This is a genomic window from Paenibacillus sp. FSL M7-0896, from assembly GCF_037975415.1.
Classification (GTDB): domain Bacteria; phylum Bacillota; class Bacilli; order Paenibacillales; family Paenibacillaceae; genus Paenibacillus_AQ; species Paenibacillus_AQ silagei.
Genome location: NZ_CP150250.1, coordinates 6,920,229 through 6,941,084 on the forward strand (window position 1 = coordinate 6,920,229; position 20,856 = coordinate 6,941,084).

The 20,856-nt window shown below is 55.2% G+C and carries 17 protein-coding genes; 7 read left to right on the plus strand and 10 right to left on the minus strand.

Annotation, left to right across the window (positions count from 1 at the left end):
- Positions 1-24 precede the first annotated feature (24 nt).
- Positions 25-1,509, plus strand: coding sequence for an alpha-amylase (locus MKY12_RS29940; protein WP_339311923.1), 1,485 nt, complete (start codon positions 25-27; stop codon positions 1,507-1,509).
- 864 nt (positions 1,510-2,373) lie between these two features.
- On the opposite strand, the gene MKY12_RS29945 is transcribed toward MKY12_RS29940, so the two are convergent.
- Complete coding sequence (locus MKY12_RS29945; protein WP_076086432.1) at positions 2,374-2,982, minus strand: biotin transporter BioY; 609 nt, start codon at positions 2,980-2,982, stop codon at positions 2,374-2,376.
- 224 nt (positions 2,983-3,206) lie between these two features.
- On the opposite strand from MKY12_RS29945, the gene MKY12_RS29950 reads away from it, so the two are divergent.
- Positions 3,207-4,019, plus strand: coding sequence for an ATP-binding cassette domain-containing protein (locus tag MKY12_RS29950; RefSeq protein ID WP_339311924.1), 813 nt, complete (start codon positions 3,207-3,209; stop codon positions 4,017-4,019).
- Positions 4,016-5,809 carry an ATP-binding cassette domain-containing protein gene (locus MKY12_RS29955; RefSeq protein ID WP_339311926.1) on the plus strand — a complete coding sequence of 598 codons (1,794 nt, stop codon included), beginning with the start codon at positions 4,016-4,018 and terminating at the stop codon, positions 5,807-5,809. Before MKY12_RS29950 ends, MKY12_RS29955 begins: the two co-directional genes overlap by 4 nt.
- Positions 5,810-6,378: 569 nt before the next feature.
- On the opposite strand, the gene MKY12_RS29960 is transcribed toward MKY12_RS29955, so the two are convergent.
- The 9 genes from MKY12_RS29960 to MKY12_RS30000 all read right to left on the minus strand — a co-directional run bounded on the left by MKY12_RS29960 (position 6,379) and on the right by MKY12_RS30000 (position 15,910).
- Positions 6,379-7,443, minus strand: a complete 1,065-nt coding sequence (locus MKY12_RS29960) for a hypothetical protein (protein WP_339311927.1) — start codon at positions 7,441-7,443, stop codon at positions 6,379-6,381.
- A 74-nt stretch (positions 7,444-7,517) separates the two neighbouring features.
- On the minus strand, positions 7,518-10,172 hold the full coding sequence (gene mprF / locus MKY12_RS29965; RefSeq protein ID WP_339315009.1) for a bifunctional lysylphosphatidylglycerol flippase/synthetase MprF: 2,655 nt from the start codon (positions 10,170-10,172) through the stop codon (positions 7,518-7,520).
- A gap of 335 nt (positions 10,173-10,507) precedes the next feature.
- On the minus strand, positions 10,508-10,867 hold the full coding sequence (locus tag MKY12_RS29970; protein ID WP_339311929.1) for a FlxA-like family protein: 360 nt from the start codon (positions 10,865-10,867) through the stop codon (positions 10,508-10,510).
- Between the two features lie 85 nt (positions 10,868-10,952).
- Complete coding sequence (locus MKY12_RS29975; protein ID WP_036728171.1) at positions 10,953-11,819, minus strand: DMT family transporter; 867 nt, start codon at positions 11,817-11,819, stop codon at positions 10,953-10,955.
- Complete coding sequence (locus MKY12_RS29980) at positions 11,816-13,042, minus strand: multidrug effflux MFS transporter (RefSeq protein WP_339315011.1); 1,227 nt, start codon at positions 13,040-13,042, stop codon at positions 11,816-11,818. The genes MKY12_RS29975 and MKY12_RS29980 overlap by 4 nt, the downstream gene beginning before the upstream one ends.
- 240 nt (positions 13,043-13,282) lie before the next feature.
- On the minus strand, positions 13,283-13,900 hold the full coding sequence (locus MKY12_RS29985; RefSeq protein WP_339311931.1) for an alpha/beta hydrolase: 618 nt from the start codon (positions 13,898-13,900) through the stop codon (positions 13,283-13,285).
- Positions 13,897-14,847: a ring-cleaving dioxygenase gene (locus tag MKY12_RS29990; RefSeq protein ID WP_339311933.1), complete on the minus strand. Its 951-nt coding sequence runs from the start codon at positions 14,845-14,847 to the stop codon at positions 13,897-13,899. The genes MKY12_RS29985 and MKY12_RS29990 overlap by 4 nt, the downstream gene beginning before the upstream one ends.
- A 41-nt stretch (positions 14,848-14,888) precedes the next feature.
- The gene (locus MKY12_RS29995; RefSeq protein ID WP_036728167.1) at positions 14,889-15,290 is read right to left on the minus strand and encodes a DoxX family protein; all 402 of its coding nucleotides are present in this window, start codon (positions 15,288-15,290) and stop codon (positions 14,889-14,891) included.
- Between the two features lie 146 nt (positions 15,291-15,436).
- Positions 15,437-15,910 carry a MarR family transcriptional regulator gene (locus MKY12_RS30000; protein WP_339311934.1) on the minus strand — a complete coding sequence of 158 codons (474 nt, stop codon included), beginning with the start codon at positions 15,908-15,910 and terminating at the stop codon, positions 15,437-15,439.
- Positions 15,911-16,508: 598 nt separating this feature from the next.
- On the opposite strand from MKY12_RS30000, the gene MKY12_RS30005 reads away from it, so the two are divergent.
- From MKY12_RS30005 to MKY12_RS30020, 4 genes are all read left to right on the plus strand, one after another.
- Positions 16,509-17,216: a futalosine hydrolase gene (locus MKY12_RS30005; protein ID WP_339311936.1), complete on the plus strand. Its 708-nt coding sequence runs from the start codon at positions 16,509-16,511 to the stop codon at positions 17,214-17,216.
- Positions 17,216-18,067: a 1,4-dihydroxy-6-naphthoate synthase gene (locus MKY12_RS30010; RefSeq protein WP_339311938.1), complete on the plus strand. Its 852-nt coding sequence runs from the start codon at positions 17,216-17,218 to the stop codon at positions 18,065-18,067. Before MKY12_RS30005 ends, MKY12_RS30010 begins: the two co-directional genes overlap by 1 nt.
- 93 nt (positions 18,068-18,160) lie before the next feature.
- A complete protein-coding gene (locus tag MKY12_RS30015) occupies positions 18,161-18,985 on the plus strand; it encodes a class I SAM-dependent methyltransferase (protein WP_339311939.1) in 825 nt (274 codons plus the stop codon).
- Between the two features lie 251 nt (positions 18,986-19,236).
- Entirely contained in the window at positions 19,237-20,634 is a 1,398-nt protein-coding gene (locus MKY12_RS30020) for a helix-turn-helix transcriptional regulator (RefSeq protein ID WP_339311941.1), read from the plus strand.
- The last annotated feature ends 222 nt before the right edge of the window (positions 20,635-20,856 follow it).

The window sequence follows — 20,856 nt, forward strand, 5'->3', positions numbered from 1 at the left end:
CCCATGTAAAGGAGGCCTACCTATATGAAGAGAAATCATACTATGATGCAATTTTTTGAATGGCATGTCGCGGCGGACGGAGAACACTGGAAACGGCTGGCCCAGATGGCCCCGGAGCTGAAGGCGGCTGGCATTGATTCGGTATGGGTTCCCCCTGTGACCAAGGCCGTCTCGCCCGAAGATACCGGTTATGGAGTCTACGATCTCTATGACCTCGGTGAATTCGATCAAAAGGGTGATGTGCGCACGAAATACGGAACCAAACAAGAGCTGATCGATGCCATTGCCGAGTGCCTGAAGAACGGCATTGCGGTCTATGTGGATCTGGTCATGAACCATAAAGCCGGAGCGGATGAGACGGAGGTGTTCGAGGTCATTGAGGTGGACCCGAACGACCGCACCAAGGATATCTCCGAGCCGTTCGAGATTGAAGGCTGGACTAAATTCGATTTCCCGGGACGCGGGGATGAATACTCCAGCTTCAAGTGGAATCATACCCACTTCAACGGAACGGATTTCGATGCCAAGGACGGCCGCAACGGCGTCTTCCGGATTGACGGCACGAATAAAGGCTGGAATGAGAATGTGGATACCGAATTCGGCAACTATGACTATCTGATGTTCGCCAACATTGATTACCTCAATGCAGATGTGAAGCAGGAGATGTTGAACTGGGGCAAGTGGCTGGTCGATACGCTGCAATGCAGCGGATACCGGCTGGATGCGATCAAGCATATCAACCACGAGTTCATCAAGGAATTCGCCATGGAGATGAAAAAGAAGCGCGGCGAGGACTTCTACATCGTCGGTGAATTCTGGAACTCCAATCTGGAAGCTTGCCGCGAATTCCTGAACACTGTAGATTACCAGATCGATCTATTCGATGTCTCTCTTCATTACAAGCTGTACTCCGCCGCACTGGCAGGCCGGGATTTCGACCTGACGCATATCTTCGATGATACGCTGGTACAGACGCATCCCGCGAATGCTGTCACCTTCGTCGACAATCATGATTCTCAGCCTCATGAGGCGCTGGAATCCTGGGTAGGCGATTGGTTCAAGCAAAGTGCTTACGCCTTGATTCTGCTGCGGCGCGACGGATATCCCGTGGTCTTCTACGGGGATTATTACGGCATCGGCGGCCCGGCCCCGATGGAAGGCAAGAAGGACGCGATCGATCCTCTGCTCTGCGCACGCTACACCAAAGCTTACGGGGAGCAGGACGATTACTTCGACCATCCGAACACTATCGGCTGGGTCCGGCGCGGCGTTCAGGAGATCGAAGGCTCCGGCTGCGCTGTAGTCATCTCCAACGGAGACAACGGAGAGAAGCGGATGTTCGTGGGCGAAGCGCGCAGCGGAGAGGTATGGGAGGATTTCACCCATAACCGCGGGGAGTCCGTCACCATCGGCGAAGACGGCTGGGCTGTATTCCCGGTGAACGGCGGCAGCGTCTCCGTCTGGGCGCTGCCCGAGCCGAAGCCAGCCGATGCCTGCGCGGAGGAGTAAGCCTGTAAAGATGAATAATGCCGTCCCTGTTGTTAGGGGGACGGCATTTGTTTTATAGGTGAGAAGTGACTCGGGTAGTGAAGTCAAGTGCAGTAGTGTTCCTCATTTCATTCGCAGGCTCACTTTTGTTCTTTAAATCAAGTAGCCACCTCAAGTACACTCATTTTACTTTTAGTACTCCAACACATCTATTCCTCTGCGACTTCACTGCCTTCGCAACCCTCTCCCATTTTATCCACATATTATCCACAAAAGAAATATATTACTCTCTATAAACCTAAACAATTCACTCATTTCCTCATCTGGTACTCATCCGGCCCATTTTCAGAACCACCTATGAATTTATCCCTTTCATTTACTCATCCGGCCGACTTCCGGCTCCACCAACGGGATTTATCCCTTTAATTTACTCATACGGCTCATTTTCAGCCCCGCTAATGGGATTTATCCCTTTCATTTACTCATCCGGCCCACTTTCGGCTCCACCAACGGGATTTATCCCTTTAATTTACTCATACGGCTCATTTTCAGCCCCACCAATGGGATTTATCCCTCTCATTTACTCATCCAGCCCACTTTCAGCACGGGATTCACATTAGCAGAGGAGTCATATGGGTGAGCTGGAGTCACCGTGTAAAAGCAAATTTGTCCTGCGGGCGATTCTGCTGAAAAAAGATTTATCCACGATGTTATCCACATTTTATCCACAGCACGCTTAACATTTGATGAACGCCCCCAGAATTCCTATTGTAAACAACGCGAAATAGGCGAATCCACGCCACAGGGGCTATGAATTCGCCTATTTATGCTGAGCAAGACACGGCTTGCAGTTAGCATTTGCACTTATTGGTTAGCAGCTTGCGGTTAACGAGTTGTGGTTGTGTTGTCCCCTTCAGCCCAGACGCCTGTGTCACTGTTCAGGATACGTTCGATCGGATATACCTTCCATACCGCCGTTACTACAGCCGAACACAAGACTGCTTTGAGCAGGTCGCCCGGAAGAAACGGCCACATGCCTGCCGTCAATGCCTTGCCGAGTGAATCCATACCTGTGGAATAGGCCAGCCACCCCACACCGCCCGGATAAACTAACAATGCCCCGAAGATAAAGTTAGCGGCCAGCAGCTTCACGAAAGTGTATTGGTCCTGCTTAATGCGTTCGGCGAAAAAGCCGATCAGCCAGGCCACGAACGGCCAGGAGAAAATATATCCTGCGGTAGGGCCAACCAGGACCGCCAATCCTCCGCTTCCGCCCATCACCTGGAATCCGGCAGCGGCGAGTCCGATCACGATCAGTACAGCAAGCGCCCCGTAACGGGCCCCAAGGATCGAACCAGCCAGCATTACCGCGAGGGTCTGCATGGTAATGGGTACCGTGGAGAAGGGCAGCGAGATTTTCAAATAACTCAGAGCTATCATGACAGCGGCGAATAAGGCACTGAATATCAGGCCGCGGGTGGTCCATTTCTTCATGGCCGGGAGGTTCCCCCTTTTTTAAAAATATAAGAATTTATATGTTTCACGCTACAAATTATCCTTCTATTTCTAGCCAAAACGGTACCGTCCTTTAAAAGGACGGCAAAGCCGTTTCCACTTGGGATCACTATAACATCACCCTCCAGATACAGCAATCCTGAAATCTTTGTTATAATGGGTAGCAATTGTTGACTAGAGCTGGACGGAAAGCAGGCATGAGGATGATCAGGGCGCATAATGTAAGCTTGTCCGTGCGGGAGGGGCAGCATCGCCGTACGGTACTGCAAGGGATTAACATTCATATAGAGCCTGGGGAATGGGTAGCGCTCACTGGGGCCAACGGCTGCGGCAAAACCTCGCTAATCCGCTCCTTCAACGGACTGAACACCCCCTCCGGCGGCAGTCTGTCCGTGGCCGGACTGGACCTGCGTCTGCCGGAGAACCGGACAATAGTGAAGCAGCGGGTGCAGCTCGTATTCCAGAATCCCGAAGCGCAGACGGTAGGCTCCACCCCCTTCGAGGATATCGCCTTCGGGCTGGAGAACCGGGGATTGGAGCGGGGCCAGATGATTGCGCGAATCCATGAGATTCTACGGCAGGTAGGACTAAGCCATAAAGCGGAGGCAGAGGTATCTACACTGTCCGGCGGAGAGCGCCAGCGCCTGGCGGTAGGCTGCTGTCTGGCACTGGAAGCCGAAATGATCATCTTCGATGAGGCTACCTCGATGCTGGACCCTGAGGGAAGATCGGATATTCTGGAGCTGGCCCAGGGGCTATGGCAGGCTGGCACTACCATCCTCTGGGTAACCCAGCGGATGGAGGAGCTGTCCGCAAGCCCGCGCATCGCGGTGCTGGGCGATGGGCAACTGCTCTATGACGGCAGCCCGCGCAGCCTGTTCTATACCTCGGAGCTGCCGGAGACCCTCGGCTGGCTTCCTTCTCCGGCTGTCCGGGTCGGGAAGCTGCTGCTGAAGCAGGGCTGGCCGCTTCACCTGCTGCCGCTGACCGGACAGGATCTGGAGGAGCTGCTATGAGAATTCATACGGAGCAGCTCTCCTTTTGCTATGAAGGCGGCAGGCCAGCGGTTCATGAGATCTCTCTGGATATCCCTACAGGTACGCTGACCGTCCTCTGCGGAGTGAACGGAAGCGGTAAGTCTACGCTGCTCCGTCTGCTCGCGGGGCTTGCACAGCCTTCCTCCGGGCAGATACTTTACGATGACGGGAAGAAGATGGACAACACGACCGCCGAAGCGGTATCCATGGTATTCCAGCAGCCGGAGACTCAACTGTTCGCGGGTACGGTACATAAGGATATCGAATACGGCCTGATGGAGCGCGGGGTGTCCAAGGAGAAGCGGACGGAGATCATCGCCAGCGCCCTGGCGAAGACCGGGCTAGCTTACGATGAATTCGCCGGGCGCTCTCCCTTTCTGCTTAGCGGAGGCGAGAAACGGCGCGTATGTATCGCGGGTGCCCTGGCCGTACAGCCCGGGCTCCTGATTCTGGATGAGCCGACCGCAGGGTTGGACCCGCAGGCAGCGCAGGCACTGCTCGAAATGGTGCAGGAGCTGCGCAGTAGCGGTCTGACCCTAATCATCGGCACCCATGATCTGGACGGCTTCTTGCCGATTGCTGACATGGTCGTTGTGATGAAGCAGGGCTCTATCCATTATGACGGTCCTGCTCCGGCATTGACTGCCGATCCCAGCCTGCTGGCAGACGCCGGACTCACGCCCCCCGTCTATGCTTATATGGGACGCAGAGCGGTGCAACATGGCCTGCTGGAAGCAGTCCCTGATAGTCTGGAGGAGCTGCTGACCGCACTGGAAAAACACCCGCTGCCTATGCCGCAGACGGACAGCCGGCCGGTAGACTCTGGCGGTTCTGTCCGCAGCGGCGCCATGCCACCCGGCAGCCAGAATACCAAAACCAGCGAACAACACAGTACGGAATACAGCTTAGAAGGCACCTGGAAGCGAGATAATTCTCCTCGATCCTCCAGAACAGAGAGGGTTCAGACGATAATCAGGCCTGGCAATCCAAGACAAGAACAGAACACCCCGCGCAGGCCCGGCTGGCAAGGACTCGATCCCCGGGCCAAATGGCTGGGGATGATTCTCGGCTCGCTGGTCCTGTTAGGGATGAACACTCTTCTCCCGCTGCTGCTTACCGCCGGGCTGCTGGCCGGGCTCGCGGCTTCGGCCCGCATCTCCTGGCGCCGGGCCTTCCGCTTCTTCCGCCCGTTCCTGCTGATGTTCCTGTTCCTCTGGCTGCTGGCCGGGCTTAGCTGGAGCTCTCCCGACTTCGCACTCGGTCCGCTCAGCTTCAGCTACGAAGGACTAATGCGCGGGGGAATTAGCGTGCTGCGCTTCCTGCTGCTGATTGCCCTCGGCTTCCTGTTCACCGAGACGACCACCGGTGCCCCCTTGCGCGAGGGTCTGGAATGGGGCATCGCTCCGCTGCGGACCCTGGGCATCCGCACCCGTAACTGGTCGCTTGCAGTATCCGTGACCCTGCAGTTCGTGCCGTGGATTCTCGGCAAGCTGGCCCAGCTGCAGCTTGCGCTGGGCTCACGCGGAAGACACGCCCGCGGAGTGGCCCGCTGGTCCCCGAGGCAGATCGCCCTAATCATCGTGCCTCTGCTGATTCTTGTCCTGGGTATGGGCGACGAGCTGGCGACAGCCGTAGAATCGCGGGGGTACGATCCAGCCAAGCAGCGGACCCCCGTCTATCAGCTCCGCTGGAGCAGGCGTGATACGCTGGCAGCGCTAGGTATCCTGGCGGTTGCAGCTATGCTGTGGTGGGTAGCGCGTATCAGCTGAGCGGGTACGGGACGATTCAGCGAACAAAATCACAATAGCGGATGGATAGTGTAAGAACTTATACGGCTGCGCAGCTAATACAGTTAAACCCTTCTTACCTATCCGCCCACTTGTGGGGCATCCGGCGAAATCAGGGGCACTATTGCCCCTGATTTTTGCTTCCATTGGCCTTAATTCGGCCTACTCTCCTTCGCGTCAGCCAATTGTATGCTGTTTTTGGCATACATTCGGCCCGTGCGCCTGCATGCCAGCACAATGTATGCTGTTTTTGGCATACATTCGGTTCGTTTGCCTGCGTGCCAGCACAATGTATGCTGTTTTTGGCATACATTCGGTTCGTTTGCCTGCGTGCCAGCACTTGTATGCTGTTTTTGACATACATTGGCCGTTTGTCCGCGTGCCAGCACTTTGTATGCTGTTTTTCGCTTACACTTCTGGCACACCATTTACTCATTCAGCATGCGTACGGGCACTTCCCCCAACTCTGCGCACACTCCTAATCAAAAGCAAGCCGCCCCCTCCAGCAATCGGAGAGGGCGGCACCTTTTTTGCTGCCACAGCAGCTTTATTTACTTTAATGTACTCGCAATGACCGAGATATCACCAGATGAATAATCCAGGAAATACGCTGTTTTCGACTTTATATTAGCGTACAGGAATTTCGTGTTGCCATTCTTCGGCCATTCCTGATTCTTCAGCAGCGCCGCGCCTCCCTGAGAGAACAGGGACCATGAGCGCCCCTGCAGATCCCCCACAAACACCTGACCATTAATGACTTCCGTTACCCACCCGGAAATGTCGCCATCCTCTTTGAAGACCTGTTTGACAGAAGCCGTTTCTTTGCCAGTGGATTTGCCGATTAACTGGAAGACCTTCTGAGCCTCATCGGCTGAAGGACGGCTTACATTCCCCGGCACGGGCTGATAAGTGTAGGAAGTGTAAGCTGCATAGAAGTTCCCGCTGGAATGAATGGAGAAGTCTGTATTGAAGTCCTTTATTACCGTCTCATTTCTTGAATACAAATTAACCAGCTTCACCAGATAGTCCGTGCTCATAATCCCTTGTGCCTGATACTTAACGGCCAAATACGGGTATTCCTGAAAATCCCAATCCATTACGGATACATTTTCATATCCTTTGTCAATAAACTTGGCATTATAAGTCACACTCGGCTTTGCCCAGGGATATTGATACAGGCTGAAGTTGTTTCCCGCTTGGACCATGATCCGTTCATTGGTTTTGCCGGTTGGAGCTACCCATTTTACTTTGTCCCCTGCCGTTTTAAGCGGGATATCCGTTTTGCTGAGGAGACGTCCATCAGAGGAGAATACAGATTTCGAAATTTTAGTGCCTTTGCCTTGTTTAAGAAGTACAATTTTCGGCGGACTGCTCATCACCTGTAGGTCCAGGATACAGCTGGAGTCCTCTGATATCGTAATCGCAGTGTTTGTATGTATGTCAACGATATCTGCTTTATTATTCACATGATCCACAAGTGCCACTGCATTTCCGCTAATCCATACCACATCGGTCTGCTCATTAAGCGGCTGCTCTTTGGGACTGGCGTTCGCCGGACCGGCGGAAATCAGCAGGCCCATAGTCAACGCGGAAATAACCAATACCTTCTTGAACATAGAATAATCCTCCTATTACGCGATTTTCCGTCTACTACAAGGCTTATTCTCCAATCACCAGCAGGCTATTCATCTCACTTCCCCTCCTCCGGATGCCTGGAGACCAGCCTCACCAAATCCAGAGTCAAGAGAGGAAGAGTCACCGCAGCAGGATAGGCCAGATAACGCGGCTCCCACGCCGGGTTGAACTTCTCCTTATACCGGCGCAGACCGGAGAAGCCGTACCAGTGGCCTCCGCGTTCAAAAACCAGCCGGGCAAGCTTCTCCTCCCGCAGCGCTCCAAAGCGGCCCCCGACATTGGACAGCGGGGCAGACCCCAGATTGAAGCTTCTGTAACCGCGCGCTTTCGCCCATTCCAGCAGACACAGGAACAGGTAGTCCATAGTCCCGTTCGGGGTATCCTTGTGATGGCGCATCAGATCCACCGAGACCGTCTTCTGCCCGTTATAACCAGGAGCCATGGAGGCAAAAGCCAGCAAATGGCCGTCTGCTCCACGCAGCAGCGCCAACGGTGCGAGCTGGAGGTACGGCTCGCTGAACCAGCCCAGCGAGTAGCCTTTCTCCTTGCGCCCGGCCAGCCATTCCTCTGACAACAGGCGAAGCTCCTGCAGCAGCTCCTTCGAATGCTGAGCCTCTGTGATCTCGAAACGGTAGCCCTCGCGCTCGAACCGCCCCTTCACATTACGCAGGCTGGCGTTCCGCGAACCGCTAATACTGAAGTCCGCCAGCGGGACCAGCGCTTCTTCCCCCAGCTTGAAGAAGCGGTAGCCCTGCTCATGATAGAGCGGAAGATGCGCCGGGGTCGCCTGATAGAAGACTACAGATAGTCCATACAAATCAGCAGCCTGCCTGAATTCACTGATTCCGTTATTAAGCAGATTCATCGGCCCAAGCGGATCACCCAGTACCACCAGCTTGTCCCGGACTCTGGCGAAGGCGAACAGCACCTTGCCTTCCTGGGCCCAATAGAAGCTTTTGTCGCCAAGAAACAGCATATGGCTTAAGGCATTGCCCCAGCCCTCCGAGAGGAAGCGCTCCAGCCGCGCCATATCCTTATTCGCGAGAAGCGTATCTGCCTTGTGCTGCGGCCTGAGGGCTACAACCATCGTCAGCAGCAGCCAAGAGAAAATCAGTCCGCCGGCCGCCGTGGCGGCCACATTACTGTGCTGCCGCAGCCATTCCGGCTGGATTCCGGGCGGGAGATGCTTCAGGAAGCCGTGATGGGTATAACTCGCCAGCCCGTAATAGCTGAGGGCTACAGCCGAAGTCAGGAGCAGCCACCATAAGGTACTTTTGGCGCTAAACGGAACGCTGATCCGGTAGAACCGGCTTCGTGAGATCCACAGAATCATCGCCACCACCAGCAGGAACAAGGCCTCCTCGTAATCGAACCCCTTCGTAAATGCAAAGACCGCCCCATCCAATAGGAGCAGGCTCGTCCAGACATAAGCCCTGCGGACACGCAGGGAGATTCCCCGCGACAGCAGAATCAGCATAAAGCCGATTAGCACGGACAGATGGTGCGAGATCTGCATCACTGGCAGCGACAGGAGCTCCTCTGTCACCTTCAGCCTGTAGAGCAGCTCAGGCGTAGCTGCCGACAGCAGCAGAAGCAGACCGCTGGCCAAGACCAGCTTGCCGAGTGCCCATACGCCCAGATCGCTGAGGAAGGTATATTGACCGGGCCAGCCCCATATTTTCTGCCAGACCGTCAGGGGGGCTTCCACTCTGTCGCCGCTGCGTTCAGCGCCCTTCGTACCCGGCAGCCCGAACTCCAGCGCAGCCAGCACCAGACCGATCAGCCAGGGGATAATGTAATAGAATAATCTGTAGATGACCAGGACTGCCATGGCATGGTCGCTCTTGATGCCCAGCTGGGTCAGTCCGAGCAGCGCAATCAGATCGAACGCGCCGATGCCGCCGGGAGCCATACTTAGAATTCCCGCTATCGCAGCCACTACATAGATACTGAAGACGGTGAGAAACGGAGCGCTTCCGAGCATCTCACCGGCAATGAACCAGAAGGTCAGCCCGGCGAACACCCACTCCAGGAAGGAGGCACCCACAGAAGCAACCACAGTAAGCCAAGCGGTTCTCCCCTCACCCCGGTTGACCCATTTGGCGAAGAGCGCAGAGCGCTGGAGGAGTACAAAGAATGGCAGATACAGTGCTATCCCCCAGACTGCAAAACCCAGCCAGCGATGCGCCTCCAGCAGCCGGTCCGCCGGCAGAAGTCCGGTTATCGTCCCCCACCCAAGCAGCGACAACCCCGTAATCATCAGCGGTGACAGGAACACAATGGCCGGCGCGAGCAAGGATGCAGGCACACTGCTCCGTTTATAGAGCAGCGTTCTAAGGCCCGCGCCAGCCAGACCGGCGAACCCGATCATATTATTGAACGTATTGGCAATCCAGGCATAACGGAAGGTCCGCAACCAGCCGATCTGCAGGCGGAAATGCCGCCGGATCAAGTAATCATAAGTACTCATGACCGCCACCGACAGCAGCGAAATTCCCAGCATCTGCATAATAGAGGGTACGGGAACGGATTTCAGATCACGGATAATTTTGCCTAAATGAATTTGCTTCAGCTCATGCTGCCCCTCCAGATAGACCAGACCGATAATCAGCAGCGGAAAAAGCGCACGCACCGCCTTAATCCGGTAGATGGATATCAGCAGCCGTACGAGCTTGAAGCGTTCCAATTTATTTTTGATTACAGTATGCATGACTTCACCTGCCTCACTGCCGAACGCTCTTGTTGCCTGAACATATTCAGCCCTCTTCATACGAACCCATTATAACAAGATCCGCAACAGAACTCCCGTATAATGGTCACATGTCTACAAGAGTTAGACGGCGGGCGGAGGATATGTCCCTGCATCAGATTTATATTTATCCGGTGATGGTGGGAAGCGTATACATCTATATTTGCATAAAAGCACCCGGACTGCGATTAGTCCGGGTGCTTTTATCATCGTACCAAGGGTTGTCATCCCCTAACGGAGAGCCTGTCACCATGGCAATGGCGGCTCCCTTCAGAGACATGCTGTTCTCGCTCAGGCTATACTCGGATGTCGAATCTCCCTGCGCTGTCGGTGGTTGCGTTAGCAATCTCCTGAACGGATGCTGCTGTCAGCTTATGGTTACCGGCAGGCTTGTCCGGAGGCGCAGCAGCGCTCTGGGCAGAAGCGGAGCTGCCCGCAGCCTGTGACTTCTGGGTAATTTGTGCTTCAATTTGCTTGATCTGCTGTTCTAGCTGCTTGTTTTTGGTTTCTTTGGCTTGCTCGCTGTCCTTGCTTGCGCTTACTTTCTCAAGCTCAGCTTCCAGCTTCGCCTTCTGCTTCTCAAGTGCAGCGGTATCGCTGGCACTGGAGGATGTATAAGATACAGATGATGAAGCGGCAACGGATGAGACATTCATGGGTGTCCCTCCTTTCACCTCTTCAATATATCCCTTTTCTCTACAATGAACGTTAAAATGCGCTGAAAGTTTGCTGAATATCCCTTCAACCCTTCCTGGCCCTCCGGTTCACCAGCATAACGCTCAGCAGGATGATGACCAGCCCGGCGATGGTATTGGCATAGACCTGCTCCTGCAGGAAGATTACGCCCCACAACAGGCCAAATACAGGCACGAGGAAGGTAACACTAACGGTCTTGACCGGGCCGATATTGGCAATCAGCCGGAAATACAGCAGATATGCCACTGAGGTGCAGATCAGCGAGAGGCCGAGGACAGAATATACAGCGGCGGAAGAAGGCAGATGATCCGGGGCAAAAATCACCGCCAGCGGCAGCAGCACCACACTTGCGCCCAGCTGTTGTCCCGCAGCAAGCGCCAGCGGAGTGAGACCGGAGCCTACGCGTGATGCGTATAATCCTCCGAACGCATAGCAGAGCGCGGCTCCAAGAGAGTAACCTACGGATAAAAGAACCGTGCCGGTCAGCGGAAGCGGACTCCAGCCGACCAGCACGCCCACACCTACAAGGCCTATGATCAGCCCGGCTGATTTGGCCGCCCCCGGCTTCTCCTTCCGGGTCCCCCACGCCGCCAATGCCGCGAACATCGGGGTTGTTGCATTCAGAATCGCCGCCAGCGAGGCGCTTAAGTGCAGCTCGGCCATACAGATCAGCGTGAACGGGAGCGCCGCGTTAACCGCACCGAGCAGCAGGAAAGATCTCCAGTGCTTCAGGAGGCCCAGCCTGCGCCGGGTCAGCAGCGCATAGAGCAGCAGAGCAGCTCCGGCAATCGTAACGCGCAGCTCTGTCGTGAAGACCGGACCGAGCTCCGGCGAGGCAATCCGCATGAACAGGAAGGAAGCCCCCCAGGCAAAAGCAAGCAGCAACAGGGTAGCAAAGTCCTTGCGGCTCACAGCTTGACCTCTCTTCTGCACAGCAGCAGATAGGACAGAACCGACAGGAGGCCCGCTCCCGCGATGACCAGCGCCATCGGCAGGGCCGAGCCGCTGCCGCCAAGTCCGACCAGCGGAGCCGCGCAGCTCCCCAGCAGCAAGGGAAGCAGACCCAGAAGCGCAGAGGCGCTGCCAGCGGTCTCCCCCTGATCCTGCATCGCCAGCGAGAAGCTGGTCGTACCCACAAGACCTACACTTGCAACCACAGCGAACAGACAGATTAGGATCGGCAGCAGCCCGCCATCGGCGAGGAGGGTAATCAGCAGCAGAATACCTCCAGAGGTACTGAGCAGAAGGCCGCAGATCAGCAGCTTACGCTCACCCACTCTGGCCGACATCCGCCCGGCAATCTGCCCGGTCAGAATAATGCCGAGGCCATTCACGGCGAAAATCAGGCTGTACATTTGCGGGGATACCCCATAAATCGTCTGCAGAACAAAGGATGATCCCGAGATATAAGCGAACATTCCTGCCATAACAAAGCCCTGGGAGAGCGCGTAGCCCATGAATCCGGCATTGCCGAGCAGGATGCGGAAGGTACGCAGGGTCCCTCTGAGCCCGCTGCGGATACGCCGTTCCTTAGGCAGAGTCTCCGGCAGCCGCAACAGGATGACCGCCGCGAAGAGCAGCCCGCATACGAACAAGACGATAAATACCCCCTTCCAGTCCGTCACTCTCAGCAGTTGCCCCCCGATGACCGGCGCTGCAATCGGACCCAGTCCGTTGACAATCATCAGTAGCGAGAAGAACTTGGTTAATTCCGAGCCGCTGTACATATCGCGGACCGCCGCACGGGAGATCACCACCCCTACCGATCCGGCCAGGCCTTGAATGAAGCGCAGCACAATCAGCAGTCCGATGGACGGGCTGAACGCACAGAGCAGCGAGGATACCGCATAGATCATCATTCCGAACAACAGCGGAATCCGGCGCCCATGCACATCACTGAGCGGTCCGGCCACAAGCTGGCCCGAAGCCAGTCCCAGCAGGAAGAAGGTCAGGGTAAGCTGAATCATGGCGGGACTGGTATCGAAATAGAGGCCAAGGGCAGGCAGGGCAGGCAGATACATATCAATCGACAGGGGACCAATGGTAGCGATGGCTCCCAGAATCACGGCAAGCTGCAGCCGCTGGCTTCTGGACGGCCCGCCCCCGGCCAGGCTTGTCACCGAATTTTGCTTCATCATGAACAGGATACATCCTTTCTTGCCCGTAACCTTTAGTAAGACGGCAGAGCCATTTATGTTCAGGTCCGTTTATATATTTCTCCATACTACCGATTACCGCCGGAATGTTCAATGAATTTCTGGTTGGGGGGGAAAGTGCGGCAGCTTGGCAGGAACAACAAATAACCGCCTGCCGTATCCGCCAATCCTCTCGGTGATCGGCAGGCCCGCAGGCGGTTATCTCGGGTGGTGCTGTTATTACTTCACAGAATCTGTAAGAGCGGCCAGCCAATCTCTTGCCGCCTCCGCCTCGGCGGCGCTCAGGCGGTGCCCCTGATTGCCCCAGTGCGAGGTAACCTCTGCCCCGGCGCCGCTTAACAGTGCTTCCAGCTCCCGGGTCTCCTCGGAGCGGATAATCGGATCATTGGTCCCTGCCCCGATAAAGACCGGAACCCCTTGCAGCGAAGGAATCGCCAGGCCGCGCAGCGGAACCATCGGATGCAGCAGCACTGCCGCACGGAAGATTCCTCCGTAGTGGAACAGCAGGCTGCCCGCAATATTCGCGCCGTTAGAATAGCCGACTGCTACCAGGTTATCAGCATCGAAGCCGTATTTTGCAGCCGCTTCATCCATGAACTGCTTCACCTCATGGGTGCGGAAGATCAGATCCTCCTCATCGAAAATCCCCTCCGCCAGCCGCCGGAAAAAGCGGGGCATGCCATTCTCCAGTACGTTGCCGCGGATGCCCAGCACAGATGCTCCGGGTACCAGCAGCTCCGCCAGCGGCAGCAGATCACGCTCGTTGCCGCCTGTGCCGTGGAATAAGACCAGTGTTGGCTGGGTTACGTCTGTCCCTTGCTCAAATACATGAATCATACCGGCTTCACCTCCAGTTCACGGATTTCAAACGGGCTGAGGTTCGCTTCAATCGCCGCACGCTGCGGCTCAAACCAAGCCGGAAGCATCAGCTTCTGCCCCAGCTCCTCCGGTGCTTCATCACGGGCAAAGCCCGGAGGATCGGTTGCAATCTCGAACAGAATTCCGCCTTCTTCCCGGAAGTAGATGGCATTGAAGTACTGGCGGTCCTGCACCGGAGTCGGCTGGTAGCCGTGACTCTGAACCCGGCGTCCCCACTCCAGCTGCTCTTTGTCATCTGCGGCCCGCCAAGCAATATGGTGAACGGTACCTGTACCGCCGCCGCCCTGCGGAACCGGAGTGGCCTTCAGATCAATAATATTGCCGATATTGCCTGAAGCTCTGTAGCGGATGTAGCCGTCCCCTTCAGCGATACGCTCCATTCCCAGGGTGCGGGAGAGTGTATCCGCTGTCCGGTCCGGGGCCGTGCTGTAGAGGACAGCACCTCCGAAGCCTTTAACCGCATGCTCTACCGGAACGCCGCCGAACGACCAGGTGCTCAGCGCACCCTCTTCACGCTCCACCAGTTCAATCCGCAGTCCGTCATAATCCGCGAAAGAGAGATACGACTCGCCAATCCGGGTAACCTTAGTCACAGGAATCTGGTAAGCGGCCAGCCGCTGCTCCCAGAATCCGAAAGAGCCGGCCGGTACAGCATAAGTAGTCACACCAACCTGTCCTCCGCCGATTCTGCCTTTGCGGCCATGAGCCCAGGGGAAGAAGGTGATGATCGTACCCGGCGCACCCTGCTCATTGCCGAAGTAGAGGTGGTAGACCTCGGGGGCGTCGAAATTGATGGTTTTTTTGACGAGCCGCAGGCCTAGAATTCCGGCATAGAAATCAGCATTACGCTGAGCGTCTCCAACAAAAGCGGTAACATGATGAATCCCTGCAGTATGCATAGTCATGAGTGAACCCTCCTGATAGTTGTGATGATGATGCGCTTATTTTAATTGAAGAATATTGCGTCTAGTGAAATCGAACCCGCGCCTGTCAGCGCTATACCTACAGCGACTACCAGCACCGTTAAAGGAAACTCAATCCCGTTCGCCGTGGACCAGAATCCGTTAGGAGCATGAACCTTCACAATGGCACCGAGCATCGTTGCCGCAATCAGCACCGCAGCCACCGGAGTCAGCAGACCCAGAGTGAACAGCAGGCCTCCGACCAGCTCCATCAGACCTGCCAGCACCGCCATACGCACGCCCGGCTTGATACCAATCGACTCCATCCAGCCGCCTGTTCCCTTAGGTCCATATCCGCCGAACCAGCCGAACAGCTTCTGTGCACCATGCCCGATGAACGCTACACCAATCACCAATCTCATCAACAATAAACCTACACTAACCATTTTAAACACTCTCCATTCTCTTGGTTTTAATTATCTTAACATTAAGATATTTGCTAAAAAAATTGCTGAGCTATTATTCTCTTCTTTCGTTCAGCTTGCTAACAAGCAGACAACCTTACCGCAGCTGGGCTGCTACGGACTCACTTCTATACTCCCTTGCCCAGCTTCTTCAGCAGCAGCGTCGCCTGAGCCTTCTCTTCGCTGTCCAGTCCGCCCATCAGGCTGTGAATAGAATCGACATGCTGCGGGAAAATATCATCAAACAGCTCCCGTCCCGCCTCCGTAATCTCGGCATACGTAACACGGCGGTCATCCTCGCAAGGAACGCGCTTCAGCAGTCCCCGCTTCTCCAGCTTGTCGATATTGTAGGTGATGCTGCCGCTGGTGACCAGAATCTTCTCGCCAATCTGCTGAAGTGGAATCCGGTTTCTATGATACAGCACCTCCAGCACCATGAACTCCGCCGAGGCCAGCCCGTGACTCTTCATATCCTTCACCGCCTGATCCATCAGGCTCTTGTACGCCTTCGACAGAACGACGAACAATTTAAGCGATGCTGCCTGCTCCTGCTCCAGCGTAGTATCTGTCTCTGTTCCTGCTGTCTTATTCTTGCTGCTCATTTGGTACACCTCCTGACCGGCTGCATTTATCTTCAAGTTAATTATCTTTAAGTTAAGATAAATATACGTTATCGGAAGCAGTCTGTCAAGCGCGGGAGGTGAATTAATTTTCATTCCGCCCGGCGCAAGGAAGGATCGCTCTATGCTGCGGTCATGTGAAGCCTAATTCTTACAAAAAAGCTAGCCTCTGCGGGTAAATACTCCCCCCAACCCGCGCAACAATCACCCCCTCCAACTCCCGCAATAAGCAAGTGGAAAACTGTATCATAGTTATTCTATTTTCGTAATTTATACGGAAGCAAGTGGAAAATCTACATCTAATAGAGCTGAATTTCGCCACTTTGGGCGGATCATCCTTAATTAAGTGCCTTTTATCCAGCTACTGTTTTAGCAGGGTTTATTCGTTCATCAGCAAGTGGAGAAAATCCATCTATCTCCCGCTCCGCATATTTGATTTGTTCTCTAAAACGGCGTAGACTTTCAAAAGGTGAGTATACACCGAAGCAGACGGCTCTTAGCAAGCAACTTATTGGTTATTCCTAATACTTCAAATGAATCCTATCCTAACTTATACCAAGGCTACAAAAGGAGGCTGATTATGGAATCGAAGGATCATCATCATTCCGGGGCCGCCGCGCGCAGTGCTGCGGCGGAAGAAGCCCCCGCGCCGCGCGTGCTGATCGTGACGGCAGTCGCGGCTGAGCGCGAGGCGGTCCTGCGCGGCCTCGCCGGCAGCCGCAGGTTCGACGTCATCGCGGCGGGCGCCGGCCCCGCTGCGGCAGCGGCGGGCACCGCCGCCGCCCTGGCAGCCGGCTCGTACGGCTGCGTCGTCAGCGCCGGGATCGGCGGCGGCTTCCCGGGACGCGCACCCGTAGGCTCGCTGGTCATCGCCAGCGAGATGCGGGACGCGGCCCTCGGCGCAGAGACGCCGGAGGGCTTCCGCAGCGCTGCCGAGCTCGGCTTCGGCAGCGTGTCCGTGCCTGCGCCGGGCGGCACGGTACAGGCCCTTGCGGCCGCGCTGGCAGCGGCCGGCCTCACGGTAAGCACGGGCCCCGTGCTTACCGTGTCCACCGCGACCGGCACCGCCGGGACGGCCGCGGCTCTGGCCGCGCGCCCCCCGGAGGCGGCGGCGGAAGCGATGGAAGGCCACGGGGTCGCCGTGGCCGCCCAGGCGCTGGGAATCGCGGCGCTGGAGCTGCGCGCGATCTCGAACCCGGTCGGTCCACGCGACCGGGCCGCGTGGAAGATCAATGAAGCGCTCGACGCTCTGGCAGCGGCAGCGGCTATTTTACGGGAGGTGCTGTAATGACACAACAGCTTCATATTGCTTATTCCCCTTGTCCTAACGATACCTTTGTCTTTCATGCCTGGGCGCATGGCCTGATTCCCGGCGCACCCAAGCTGGATGTAATGTTTGCCGATATCGATATTACGAACGGGCTTGCAGCAGACGGCGCCGGGCCTGAGGTGCTCAAGATTTCCTACGCCGCCCTTCCCTGGGTGCTGGACAAGTACAAGCTGCTCCCTTGCGGCGGTGCGCTGGGACGGGGCTGCGGCCCGCTTGTACTAACCCGCAAAGGCGCAGGCGCCATCAAACATCCGCGCGAGCTGTCCGGCCGCAGAATTGCCGTCCCGAGCGAACGCTCTACGGCATACCTGCTGTTCCGTCTTTGGGTAGCACAGCAGGTGCAGGGCGGTCCGGCCGAGATCGTCGTTATGCCTTTTGATGAGATCATGCCTGCCGTGCAAAAGGGAGAGATCGATGCCGGACTCGTCATCCACGAAGCCCGCTTCACTTACCCGTCTTACAATCTCAACCTGCTGACTGACCTCGGGAGCTGGTGGGAGAGCGATACCGGCTTGCCTATTCCGCTCGGTGCGATTATTGCCCGCCGCGATCTGGACCCTGAAGCCATTACCGGCTGGATTCGCAGCTCACTCCAGTATGCCTGGGACCATCCTCTGGACTGCCAGGAATACGTGCTAAGCCACGCCCAGGAGCTATCGCCGGAAGTGGCCAAATCGCATATTGATCTGTACGTCAATGAATTCACGATGAGCCTTGGCGAGGACGGCTATGCGGCCATCTCTGCACTGCTGAACCGGGCTGCTGCCGAAGGGCTTGTACCTGCGGTTGATCCGGCGCTTTTGCGTTAGCAGGGGGAGCTTCATGACCCTCCGTTCCTTTTGAACAGCAGGCATGACTAACTTATCCTACACTTAGCTACCTATAGCGAGGAGGCCCTTCCTATGATTCCTTCAGGCAACAGCAAGGCTGATATCGACCGTTTTTTGGGGTACCAAAATGACTACGACCGTTACCGGCCGGAAGCGCCGCCGATGGTGATTGAACTGCTCACCAGTTACCTGGGCCACCGTCCTGCCCATGTTGCAGATATTGGCTGCGGCACCGGCCTGTCCACCTTTCTGTGGAAGGATGCCGCCAATGCAGTGACCGGAGTGGAGCCAAACCCGGATATGCTGGGCAAGGCTCAGGACAAGCTCCGTCTTCTCGGCAGCGGAGCGGATAACCTGTCTTTTGTGCAGGGCTACTCCAACCAGCTTCCTTTCGATACGGAGAGTGTGGACATTATCACCTGCTCCCAGTCGTTCCACTGGATGGACCCGGACAGCACTCTTCAGGAAATCGCCCGTTGTCTGCGGCCCGGCGGAGTCTTTGCCGCCTACGACTGTGACTGGCCTCTGGTGCTGCAGCCCGCTATTGAAGCCCGTTACAACCGGCTGATTGCGGCTTCGGATGCCATGCTTGCGGAGCTTCAGCCCGGTGCCGACCAGGCCAGCAAATGGGACAAGGAAGGTCATTTGAACCGGATCAAAGCCAGCGGACGGTTTACGTACGCGAGAGAGATTGTTTTTCACAATATGGAGTCATGCGATGCACAGCGCTATATCGGGCTGGCCCTCAGCCAGGGCGGCGTCCAGTCCCTCCTGAAGCTCAGCCCGGCCTCACTTGAGCAGGATATCGCCGAATTCTCGGCAGAGGTAGAGGAGTTCTTCCAGGGCCGGACCTTGCAGGTACCGGTTAGCTACCGGATGCGGACCGCTGTGAAGTAACCATCCCCGTTAGCAACCAAGCTCCTGTCTAAATAGTACAAGTAGAATCAAGAACGCGCCCCAGTTATCCCCGCAAAGGAACCGGGGCGTTTCAATGTCTCGGAAGACTTAACCAGGGACATTCCATGTCTGCCCTTCCTTTTGTTCACTGTATCTACTAATCCGCTCTATTGACCATTGGAATATTATCACATATTATTACACCAATGAAATAAAAATCTAATTACTGGGATTAGGTCAGGTGGTGTTATATGAAGTCCACAACCACGATTCGCGATCAGGTAACCGCATATTTGTCTAATCAGGGCCTGTCCATTAATCAGTTTGCCATCTCTTCAGGAATTAATTCCGGCACACTCAGCCGTGTCGTTAAAGACCGTCAACCGATTGCCATGGATCATCTGGAGCGTATTACCCGGGGTATGGGCCTGCCGGAGGACTACTTCTATACCTTATACGTGGACGAATGCTTTCATCATTCGGCTCCCACCTGGCGGCGCTTGCGGCCGTTTCTTGTGCGTTCAGCGGCGCTCGGCCGTCTTGACTGTGTTGAACAGGTAGTTAGGAACCTGCTGGAGAATCTGGTCTATGCCCCTATGCTATTCGAAGTTGCAGAAGGATTGTTCGAGCAGGGATTGTGGCACGCAGCAGCATTATTGTATGAGAATGTGAGCACGAGTGAGAAATATCAGAATTCCGAACGGCTGGCAATATGCCAATATCGCTTGTTCCGGATTGGCCTCGGTGATGACCAGAGCAGTAATCTGCGGGTAGCCATCCTGTTCGAATGCTTCATCGACCGGCTGAATGAAGCGGATCAGCTGGACGGATTGAAAGACCTGCTGGATGTCTACTACTCTCTGCAAAAGTGGTCCAAGGTGAACGAGCTTGCCGAGAAAATGCTTGAGCTGGCTACCCTCCGTTACGATCTCCAGCTCCGCTCAAAACGTAAACCGGACAACGAAAGATCACCTTCAAGTCCGCTGTATTTATATATTCTAAATGCTCAGCTCCACCTCTCAAGTATTTGTATGGAATACGGGGATTACAAATCAGCGATTGAGCGCGTCCCCCTCTATACGGATTGTAGCTGGATACAAGAGAAGGATGATAAAGCAGCTCGGACATTAGCCCAGTTCAGGGAGTGGGGGAAGGCAAATATCTTCCTATATCGTCTGCTTGATGGACAGCTAGAGGTATTGCCTGATTATGTGGAGTATATCTCTAAGCAGCCAGACGAGATATTTACGGCTATGTACCATATTGTTAAGTCAGCGAACCGGTATAATTGGAATGTGGATGATATTCTGGAACGCTTCTCTGAGCACATCCCTTACCGCACCTATAAATCGGTATTTGGAGAATATAATCAACAAGTTATGGCAGACAAGCATGCCCGCTTTCTTGCTGAATTAGCAGCCTATTACCTTCACAATAAGTATTATGAGAAGTTTACGAATGTACTGCGAAACCTGGAATCCTCCGCTAAAATCAACAACGAAAGTATAGCCATTACTTGTGTTGATCTATTTGAACAATACAGGTATACAGCAGGAGAAGAAGAAATGGAAAAATACAAACTTTTAATTAGAACAGCACGAAATTCAAAAGCAACATCATTTCATCAAGCTTATAGTTCTATGCAGTGATACCCATCCGTATGCGAATCGGCATGAATTAGGCGCACTTCTTGCTGCATTCTAGCTTTCCCCCAGCATTTACCCTATACTTATACCAGCGAGACGAAGAACGTCCCGGTTACCCCTTTATGGGGAAGCCGGGGCGTTTTCTATTTTCCGGAGAGGATGAGGAGCATGACTTTTGAAGAAGCACATGATCAGTTTATCAGCTGAGGTGGAACGTCGGGCAAG